This is a genomic window from Mycobacterium sp. (genome assembly GCF_052145595.1).
Lineage (GTDB): Bacteria > Actinomycetota > Actinomycetes > Mycobacteriales > Mycobacteriaceae > Mycobacterium.
Map to the genome: position 1 here is coordinate 1 of NZ_JBKQOI010000180.1, position 10,716 is coordinate 10,716.

A 10,716-nucleotide genomic window follows, 5' to 3' on the forward strand; every position below is an offset into this window, starting at 1 on the left:
CGGCTGACGGTCTGATGGCTCAGGTCATGCCCCAACTCGGCCAGCGCGTCGGCCAGGTTCCGCGTACTCTTGCAGGTCCAGAGCAGTGGGGACATGGGATCACCGCGGGTGGCCGGATCGATGAGCCGCTTGAGATCACGGAGCAAGGTCCGATCAGTTGCCGCGATCGAATAACGCCCACCCCCGGGACGGCGAATCCGGGGATGATCCGGCTGGGTCTCACCAGGGGGGCTGTCGTCACCGGCTTGGAGTTCGGCGATGCCGCGGCGGATGGTCGGATGCGAGAGCTCGGTGGCGGCGGCGACCACCGAAATGCCACCGCGCCCCAAGGCCAGGGCCTCACAAGCGGCCCAGCGTCGCCGCGCATTCTCGTGAAGGAACGGAGCGAGGGTGTGATACCTCTGCCGGACACTGGAAATCACTGCCGAATTTGCCATAATGGCAGTATAGTAAGACGATGCTCTTTTGAAAAGTTATTTTGGAACGGCTCCCAACGGCCTGCTATTCTGCCGCGGCGACAGCCCGTGCGTTGCCCGGCTCACTGGAAATCGCAGGGCCACCGCATCAAAATAGGTGGACCGGGACGAATGGCTAATTCGGCATTCGGAGGGAAGCTGAACCTTTGCGGCACATCTGCGCATCTTTTCACGATGTTTGTGGTCGCTTTAGTCGTCGACAATAAGTACAATGTATATGTACGATGGTTAGTAACTATAGAAAACCCCAAGAAACTCAGGAAAAAGTGACGCGGTGGCCCTGCTGGAAATCGCGGCGGAATAGCAGGCTATCGTTATGACAACAAGGCGCCACGAGCCAAGAGGGGTATCGGGGACGTTTGAAGTCTCCCCAACGGGATCAATACCACGCCGGGAAAACCCGGCAGGCAAGTCGCCAATGACAAGGTCGAAGCCTCTCGGGCCATGCTAACCATCGGGCAAGAAGCACCAGAGCTTATACGGCCACTGACACGCGTCGCCGTAAAGCAAAGTAAAAACAAACAGCGGTAGGAACCAGATCTCCCAAACCAGAGTTCACGCACCGTGAGGGCGCCGCCGAAGACGGCTCGATGGGTTAACCAGCAACAGAGAGTGGACTTACTGGCAACGGGCTTGGGCTGATGTCACTTCTTTGGGCTTGGTAGGTCGTCCGGCGTACGGCCGAGGAGGATTTGATCGAAGGCGGCGGGGCCTCCAATCGTGCTCAGGCGCAGGCCGCGAATGTGGGTGGGTTTCTTGAGGAGTTCCCACAAGTCGACGCGGACGACTTGCCAATCGGAGGGTGGGTGATCTGCGACTTGTTTGGGAAGGGTGCCTTCTTCGGGCTTGTTTTCACCGGCGTAGTAGCGTGGCGTAAGGCCGTACGCGTCGACATCGAACCGGAGCATGAGACCGCGGGTGGTTGGCGACAGTGCTCGCCAGGCAAACTGGGCGTAACGGTACTGGCCGGGCTGTGGGGTCTTGACAATCTCGAAGTCCCAGGTGGGCACAACGTGGCCAAACGGCGGCACGAACAAAGGCGCGGCGTAGCGGTCTGCTTCCTGTTTGATGCAGCGGCCGCCGTGGTAGGCTCCCTCGAACTGGAAGGACAGCCCCTGGTAGGCGCCGACGAGTACGTCCCTCAACTCGTCTCCCTCATCGAACAGCACGGCCAGCGGACGACGCGCGGCCACGTCGGGATGGGCCGGCCCGGCCTTTTCGCCGTGCAGCACGATCTCTGCGAGGCGTAGGTTGCCGCACAGCCCCCACGGCATGACCAGGCGGAAGCGAGACGCCTCCACCGGCGTGGCCAGCTTGTGGGTGTGGACGGCGGCGTTCGACAGCAGTGGCTGCACCGGCACCCACTTTTCGGCGGTCGTGTCCCAGGCCTCCAAGACCGTGTCGCGCAGCCACGACTCCGGGTGTTCAGGATCCTCGACCAGGGTGATCGCAGTGACGCGCAACCGCGTCCGATAGGTGTCGAGCAAGAGGTAATTGAACGGTGAAGTTTCGGCGAAGTTGCCGACATCGCCCCACGCCAGCCACGGGGCTGGGGGCGCATCGACCTTGCCGTCGACCAAGGCCGCCGGGGGATACTGTAGCTGGACCTGCGGGTCCTTCGCCCGGAACTGGATGACCACGGATTGCGGGTCGAGCAGGTTCGGCGTCACGGGTGCCGGCGTCGCTTCGGCATTGCCCCAGCCGGTGATGAGGGTCGTCGGCGCGTGATCGTCCGCCAGGAGCGCGTCGCGCATGTTGGTGGCTGCCGGCTCGAGGCTTGTGCTCCAGCGTTCCTGGAACTCCGGGCCGAGCCGCGTGACGTGTCCCGCCCAGGTGGCGACCAACAGATCGCCGTCCGGCAGCCAGGCGGGCACGGCGATGGTCCCCGTGTCGTGTTCCAGCAACACGTTTCCAGTCTGATCCACGACCGATAACGTGCCCAGTTCGCTCGCGACGGCCAGGCGATTGCCGTCCGAGCTGAAGCGCGGGGAGTGCAGCGTGTCGTCGGCCGGGAGCACCCATCGCAAACCGTCCGCCGCGGAATAGAGCTTCAGTTGATCGCCGACCGCGACGGCCACGCGCGACCCGTCGGCACTGACGGCCAGTTCGTTGCCGCCGGTCGGCAGCGTGGCGACAACTCTGCCGTCATGCAGGACGAAGACCCGGCCGCCGGCCGCCGACGTCAGGACCGCGGATGTTTTCCCGTCGGCACTGACGCGAACCTGGCGAACTTCGCCGGTCGCGGCCAGGGTGAGGCTCCACAGCCGCTGGCCGGACCGGGCCGCGTAGGCCGTCGCCTGCATCCCTTCGATCACCAGGAGCGTGTCCGCATCGAGCGCGGCCAGCGTGGCCGTGTGGCGGTTGGCCTTCCACCAATCCTGCGCCCAGAGGGGCGAGCCGTCGCGCTGCCACACCGCGAGACCGAGATCGCCGGCACTCGCGACCCAACTGCCGTCAGCGGGCACCGCGAAGTTGTTGATGCGGTCGTTGAGAAACGCCGGCACGAACTTATGCGGCAACCGCGTCGGCACTCCGTACAGGGCAAACCGCCGTTCAAGCTGGCCGTCGACGCCGGCCAGGTACAGGTGATACCCCTCGGCCGAACGGAAGTCGAAGCCCTGAACTGCGACGCCCTCGCGGAGTTGTTGCGGGGCGAAGGCGAAGTAGTGGCCGACCCGCTGCCGCCAGCGGACCGCGCCGCTACTGAGATCGATTCCATACAGATTGTGGTCCCAGTTCATCGTGTTGAGCACGGCAAGGGAACCACCCGCAGTCACCGTAATGTCGCGAACATGCGGTCCGAAACCCTGTTCGGCCGACGCCCAATGACTCTTGCACGGCCTGGCGATTGAACGGGCCTGAACCGGCTCGGCTGGCGTCGGCTCGATCGTGGCGGCCATCAGTCTGATGGGCTGATCCGGCGCCGTCACGCGTAGCGGCAGTTGCGCTGCGAGTCCGCTGAACAATTCGGTCGCTTCCAGCGCGAGCTCGTTCTCGGGTGCGTTGAGCGGCGCCATAAACGTCCCGGTCAGCGCCCCCGAAGTCGCCGCGGCGAAGCGCTCGCTCAGGATGCGGCCGCGGCTATCGCGAAGCTGCACTCGCACCGGCACGCTTGCTCGGATCTCCGTTCGCTGATCGGACAGCACCTTGACCGACCAGGCAAACTCTTGCCCGGCGGCGACCTTATCACTCGGCGCGCGCAGATCGACCGACCGGATCGGTTGCGGGAGGACGGCGAAGATGCGGGCCGGCAGGCCGCGCAGGTCGGCTTCGACCATGCCCCCCTTCGCGTCCACCCACTTGCCCGCGAACACATCGTAGACGGCGCCGCCAGTCGGCTCCATTCGCACTGGTGCCACGACCGGCACCCGCGTCGCCACGCACAGCGACACGCGCCACAGTTGGCCCGGCTCCAGGTTGGGCGTCGTGTTGTTGACGACGAACAGGAAGCGGCCTTCGTCCGACCGCCGTTCGCTCAGGAACACCTCGGGGTTATCCGTCTCGCCGGGTGCGTGCACGTTCCTGAGCGACGCCTGTAGCGCCGGCAGGTTGGCTTTGCAGTAGGCGGGGAACCGCCAGTACGCGGCGTCGTCCGAGGCCGGGTGAGTGTCCTTCTCGAACTTGTCGAACGCGATGCCGAGCGGCGCGGCCTTCGCGACCAGCCCTTCGTGGCAGGTGCCGTCGTGGAAGATACCGACGCCGGCGCCTCGGGCGTTCTCCAGGGCCGCGGCCAAGGCGGGCTCCATCTCGACCCGCTGCCCGACCACGAGCACCGCCTCGAACGCTTTCAGGTCGTCCGGCTTCAGGTCCTCCGCGAAGATCAGCGTCGCCGGATGGTGGGCGTGGAGGCAGGAGCAATAGGCCTCGAGCACGCGGGCGAAGTAGGTCCCCATGACGTGGCCCCAGGTGTCGGTTCGCATCATCCGGCCCGAGACGACGATGGCGACCCGGTCGTTGTTCCTTAGCGTTGTGAGCCACGGGCCGTACTCGCGGAGCAGGCTGTTGAGCGAGCGGTACACCGACGTCATGCCCTGATGCGCCAGGCGCGGGTCGGCCGGGATGTCGCCGGGATGGTGCGACCAGCTCGGAATTGACCCCGACGCTCCGACGCCGTCGGCCCCGCGCATCAGCGCCTGGAACAGCGTGGGGACGATCTGATCGCCGGTGCCGGCATCGTTCCAGATTTCCGGATGGAACCAGGCCGGCTTGCCAGGTCGCTTGTAGAAGTCGACCGAATGCGCGGCATGGTATGGCAAGGCCACCTGCTCCCACTGTGCCTGCAGATCCACTTCGTCCACATTGCTCAGGGTGATGGGCGGGTACGACTCGACGTTGCGGTACGGGCTGGCCACGGCCGTCACCAGCCCGGGGGCGAGTTCCTGGAGTCGCTGTTTGAACAGGGCCTGCGCGTCGACGGCATACCCGAGCCGGTAGCCCGAGACGCGATCGAGGACCGGGTCCCAGGCCCCCGTGTCCTTCGCACGCTTCTCGGCCGCGAGGTAGGCCGCCTTCTCCCCGGGCGTCTTCCCAGCCTCGGCGCCCCTATCCTGGAAGACCCACCAGTTGGACGCCCAGCTCCAGCCGCGGAACGCCGGGTACGGTTTGAGCGCGTTCGTGGTACGCGTCAGCGCCTCAAGCAACTGCTCCGGCTTTCGGGAGTCGAAGCCGGGACCGCCGAGCGGCAGCCCGGCGTCGTTCATCATCAGGATCGCCATCTGCTCGATCCCCCGCGCGCTGTAGTCAGACAGCGTCTGCTGGAGCGGCGAAGGGAGCGCCGCCTTGTACGGCGCGACGGCCAGAGGGTCTGCCTTGAGTCGTTTCCGCATCGGGTCGAGACCGGCCCGCCAGCGATCGACGTTCAAGGCGTCCGATTGATTGGGGTCGCCGAGTCGGTCGACGACCAGATTGAAGCCGAGCCTGGCCGTTCGCTCGGCGTGAGCGAACGTCAGATCGGGCGCGGTCCAGGCATCGGCCTGCGGATAGATCGGGCCATAGTCGCCGTACTGCACCGTGTGAAACGCCGTCTTCTCCAACCCCGGGCCGAACGACAACGGCGCCGACACTCCCGTCAGGCCTCGTGCCTCGACCGTCAGCTTGTAGTCGCCGGGCGTAAGCGCCGCGGTCAACCGCCGCGGCAGCACGACCATCGCGGCGGGGCCGTTCGTCCTGACCTCGAACTTCCCCTCGGCCAAGGTTCGCTGGCCCTCAACCACACGGACTGTGCCGGACAAGGGGCGGCCAGAATTTCGAGACCGCACGACGACCGCGAACGGCACCTCCTCGCCCCGGCCGTAGTCGGTGCGATTGTCCCGCGTCATCACGGTAGCCGATCCCGCGGTGCCCGGCTGACGGATCTCGACCCAGCTCCTCAGCCGATAGTCGCCAATGGTACCCGGATGACCGGGACGAACGTCGGGGGTCACGAACACCTGGAACAGACCGGCACAATCGGCCGGCACCTTGATGGAATCATCCCGCAGCAGCATTTCGCGGTAATCTCGAGCTCCGGCGGTACGACCCCAAACGCGCCAGCGCGGTTCGGATGTCGTGCCGGCTGACTCCAGTCGGACGCGGAACGGCAACGTCGTGCCAGCGATCCAGATGTCGGTCGGGCACGCCGCCGTCAGCCGCTCGTGGTCAGCGTGTACGGTCTGCACGTGAGCGCCGCTGACCAGATTGTAGCGCCGGTAGAGCTCGAAGGCGTGCTTTCGACGAACTAACAAATCGCCCCCGGACCCTCGCAGGTCGCAGAACGGGTGCTTCGACAACTCGACCTTGACGGCACCTAGATTCAGCCGGATTGGCTTGAGCGGTTTGCCATCGGCTGCCGCAAAGCGCAGCACGGCCTCGCCGCCGGGGCCGAGCGTATAGAGCGTGCCGTCTGCATCGACATCGAACCCGCCATCGTTTCCCCACCTGACTTCGGTGTTGACCGACCACCGCACTCTGCCGTCGAAACCGACGCAACGGAGCGGGCCACTGCGTGCGAGCAGGTAGAACGTCTGTCGCTTTTCGCAGACCCGAAAGTCCTGCACCAGCCCGAGATTGCCCTCCGGCTCATGCGGGAGGGCGTAGGACTGCAGCACCTTGCCGCCAGCGCTGAGCCGGACGATGCGATTGCGGTGCTGGTCCAGCCCGAAGAAGTCATGAGCCCCGGCCTCGACGTGGCCCGGAGCGTCCCAGCCGACCTGGTCGTTGACGAGGAAGTCGTCGACGGTGACCACCTCCTTGAACGACCTGTCGTAGAGCACGACCCTGTGAGAAAAATGGGCGTTCGATGTGGCCAGGACGCCATCGGCATTGGCGGCCACGCCGGTCAACGCATAGCCGACCGTGGCCCCGACCTTGCCCCGTCCGTCACGATCGAGCCGCAATATAAAACTGGGCGTCGCGCAACTCGCGAGGTATACCCTCCCGTCACGCCCGGCGCAGAGCCTGGCCCCCTCACACTGAAAGGCTGGGTTCTCCCGAGAGATGATTTGCTCCAGCCTGATCTGCGCGGCCGCCACGTGGCCGGCGGCCAGGATCGAGCTGACGGCGAGCAGGACGCGCATCATCTTGCACACTCCGCGATCAAGGAGTCCGTCCACCGCCGCTTCCAGCACGCGGCAAAGGACGAGTCAAAAGCTCAGTATACCCGCCCGAGACTTCGATCCGCACGCGTTCGTCGCAACCGCACTGGTCGGAACTCACAACTCGGAACTCACGACTGACGGGCACGGTCGCAGGCCAGCCTGCAAAAAGGTGTCACGGCTAATGGCACTTTTTTGGCACAAAGTGGCAACTTTTCGGAAGGTCTTCAGTGCCAAGTTGCCATGCTCAGAGGGCTCGGTTCAAGTCCAGATCACACTTGCCCGATGGTATAGGGTTTTCTAAACTACCTGTTTCCTCCATGTTGGGGTTGTTTGTCCCCACAAACACTGTTTCATGGAGGAAGCAGACATGGATTGTCAGGCTACTTTGTCCATCTCAGTCACGCAATGTGATCCCACTTCGGCTACGACTCCGCTTCACTGGCTAGCTCCGGCAACTGTTCATGTTTCTTGTCCAGCCAAGCATCTGTCGCCTCAGCAGAGGCAAGGCCTGGCCATCCAGGTACTCGCCGGGACTGAAACGGTCTCCGAGTTGGCCCGGCAACACGAGGTCAGCAGGAAGTTCCTGTATCAACAGGTGCACACCGCCGAGAAGGCTCTCAGCGAAGCCTTCACACCCTCAAGTAAACCCAACAATGTCCTTTTCTACCTGCCAGTCACCAAGGCTTGGCTGCGGCAACTGGTCCTGGGCTTAGTGTTGATCTGCCATAGTTCGGCCCGCGGCGTGGTCGAATTGCTGCGCGACCTCTTCGATTATCGGATCTCCCTGGGGACCGTGCACAGCCCCGTTGCTCATGCCCGGATAATCAACGAGCAGTACGACCTCTCCACCATCCTCATCGGCCTCCTCGATGAGATCTTCCAGGCGCGCGATCCCGTCTTGGTGGGGGTCGATGCCAAATCCACCTTCTGCTTCTTGCTGATGCTGAGTCCGGAAGAGCATCGCGACGCCGATACCTGGGTCATCCGGCTGCTGGAACTGGTCGACCGGGGCTTCGCTCCCCAGGCCACCATCACCGATTTCGCCTCGGGGCTCCGCGCCGGGCACCAAGAGGTTCTGCCTGGGCGTCCCTGCCGCGGTGATGTTTTTCATGCGTTGTACGACGTCGGGCCGCTAGTCGGTTACCTGGAGAACCGGGCCTACGAAATCATCCACACCCGGACCAAGCTTGAGCGAAAGCAAGCCACTGCCAAGCGGCGGCATGCCCGGAAGGACCAATGTCTGGCCAAGAAGCTATCGTACGCACGGTCGGCTGAGGCCAAGGCGATCGCGTTGGCTGATGAGGTGGCGTTGTTAAAGTGGAAGACCCGGCTAAAAATCTCACCTTGATTCGCGATTTTCGTTTTGCGTCATCCAAGGTCCGTTAGATCGGTTGAGGTTGGATGAGGACTTCATACTTGGGGAGATTCTTATCGCGTTGGAGTCGGCTTTCGATGGCTTTGAAGGCGGCCTTGGCGATGCGAACACCTGTGTGGTAGATTCTACCTCTGTAACTTTTCCGCGCCGTGCGCGCATCTTCTGGAAATTTTCAGGCCGCTCGAGTGTAAGTGCTCGGCGGAACCATACTGTGGGCGCGGGCGGCCGCGCCAGGCCAGCCGTACCCGGGACGGCCAGCCCCGTAGTTGAGCCAGCGACGCCTGACGAATACCCTGGCGCATGATCGGCCCTCCTTGCTGGTCGAGGATGGTGAGACACCCCCGATTGATGGCAAGGCGGGCCGGCGGGCCGACCTTGTGTATCCCCCAGTCCAGAAAATGACTAGAGTTTAAGAAGCGCCATTCAGCCAACTTCGCTAGAACTCGGGTTGATCGCCATGGAACGGTGTCCCGAAGTCTGACAGTTTCGCCTCGACGGGCCATGGCCGGGCTCGCGGTTGAGCGCGACCGATTGTTGACACGAACTCCGCACAGCACCATGTGCGACCCTTATGAGCTTGCCGCAAGACCCTTCCCAGCAGAAACACGATAGCGACCGTGTGAGATTGTTGGTGCCGATCATCGTGCTTGTGCTTGGCACCACGGCATTCCCGGTGGAGCTGCGGCGGTTTGACTTCGCGACGCTATCCTTGGTCTGCATCCCCCTGGACATGATGGAGAACCTGATACTCTACGTTCCCGTTGGCGTGGTCCTGACAAGACTGGGGTTCTGGCGCGGCGTTATGATTGCTACGCTTCTCTCTCTCTTCGCAGAAACTTGCCAGTTTTTCATGATGCACCGGCATCCATCCCCGATCGATCTGGCTCTGAACGTCGCCGGAGCGATGACCGGTCTGCTGATCACCTGGCGATGGCGGGTCCTCGTGCCGTCGATCAGGGTGAATGTGCCGACCGCTTGGCTATCGGTGCTCGCGGTGCTGGCGATCCTCGGACTCAAAGCGCGGTCGGATTGGGAAGAGCTGTTCGTGTTCGTGAACTGTCGAGGAGCCACTTTGCCCGGATCCCTGGAAGCTCACTGGACGTTCGATGAGACGGTAGCTGGCGTTTTTTACGATTCCTCCGGTAACGGGTTGGATGGTACGCTCATCGGCGGAACCATGCTGGCCGACGGAATCCACGGCATGGCCGTGCGCGTGGACGGCGAGAAGGACTACGTTAACTTTGGCCATCCCGTCAATCTCCGGCTCATGGGCAGCATGACCATCAGCGCCTGGATCAACTCAACTTCGTTCCCCATCGATGATGCAGCGATCGTTTCGACCCACTGGCCGGGCTACCAACTGGACACGACGGTTGACAGGGGGCCGCGCACCATTGGCTTCAAGCTCGTCGATCCGTGTGGGAATTTGATGGCCCGTTACGGAGCGACCGAGTTGGTCCGCGATACTTGGTATCACGTGGCGGGAGTATACGACGCCGATGCGCGGACGCTGAATGTGTATCTGAACGGACATTTGGACGACGGTTTCCTGCTGGGCCAAGTGGCCCCTGCGCAACTGGCGTCCGGCCAACCTGTCTGCGTGGGTAGACGGGCGGATGCGAGAGGATTTGCATTTGCCGGCCTGATTGACGACGTGCGCATCTACTCCCGAGCGTTGACGCAGGTGGAAATCGAGAAGGCCATGAACGGCGTCAGGATTGGCAGCCACCCGGCTGAGAAAGCGGCACACGCACCGGCGAGTGAAATTCTGGAAAAACGTCTGACCGGCCACGCCGACCGCTGTCATCAGCTGACCCGTGCCAAGGACGCGCTCATGCCTGGCTTAATGGTGGCTGTGGGCATGCTGTCGGCATTGGCCTGCGCCGGTTTCTGGCCTGGGCACAGGCTGCCCATCTTGGGCGTCAGCTTGGCTGTGGGCCTGCTCCTTTTTCCCGCCGCAGCGATCACTCTGCCCCCATATGTCCCGTGGATGCTTCCACTCCTGAGCCTGACGGGAGGCGCCTCCGTTGCGGTTTCCTTGGTGAGGGCAAGGACGAGCAGATAGAGCAATTCAAAAGCATAAATCCCAGCCTCGGTAAACCCGAAGAGGGAACCGGCAGGTAGAGGACATGATCGACGAACCCCATACGCTCAACTTAAAGGAAATTGCCTAGCGCCCGCCAGTTGGTGCGCCGGTTCCGCGATCAAGCGGCCTTGCGAACCGGTTCCGGTAACCTATGCTCCGGGAGGACACCGTCCCGACGCCAAGCGTCGAGTTCACCGTTCCGCC

General features: G+C 63.4%; 4 protein-coding genes. 2 read left to right on the plus strand and 2 right to left on the minus strand.

Annotated features, from left to right (window positions below; all coding sequences use genetic code 11):
* On the minus strand, nt 1-437 hold a 437-nt coding region (locus ACLP4W_RS16785; protein ID WP_442387789.1), incomplete at its 3' end, for an ISAzo13-like element transposase-related protein.
* A 683-nt stretch (nt 438-1,120) separates the two neighbouring features.
* Nucleotides 1,121-6,985 (minus strand): WD40 repeat domain-containing protein, encoded by a 5,865-nt coding sequence (locus ACLP4W_RS16790; RefSeq protein WP_442387791.1) that lies wholly within the window; start codon nt 6,983-6,985, stop codon nt 1,121-1,123.
* A gap of 616 nt (nt 6,986-7,601) precedes the next feature.
* Here ACLP4W_RS16790 and ACLP4W_RS16795 point away from each other — a divergent pair.
* Nucleotides 7,602-8,399 carry a hypothetical protein gene (locus ACLP4W_RS16795; RefSeq protein WP_442387793.1) on the plus strand — a complete coding sequence of 266 codons (798 nt, stop codon included), beginning with the start codon at nt 7,602-7,604 and terminating at the stop codon, nt 8,397-8,399.
* 598 nt (nt 8,400-8,997) lie between these two features.
* A complete protein-coding gene (locus ACLP4W_RS16800; RefSeq protein ID WP_442387795.1) occupies nt 8,998-10,491 on the plus strand; it encodes a LamG-like jellyroll fold domain-containing protein in 1,494 nt (497 codons plus the stop codon).
* Nucleotides 10,492-10,716 lie beyond the last annotated feature (225 nt).

What these genes read in the sequence shown, in the direction of transcription:
- ACLP4W_RS16800 (WP_442387795.1), top strand. Translation starts at nt 8,998, where the DNA reads ATGAGCTTGCCGCAAGACCCTTCCCAGCAGAAACACGATAGCGACCGT.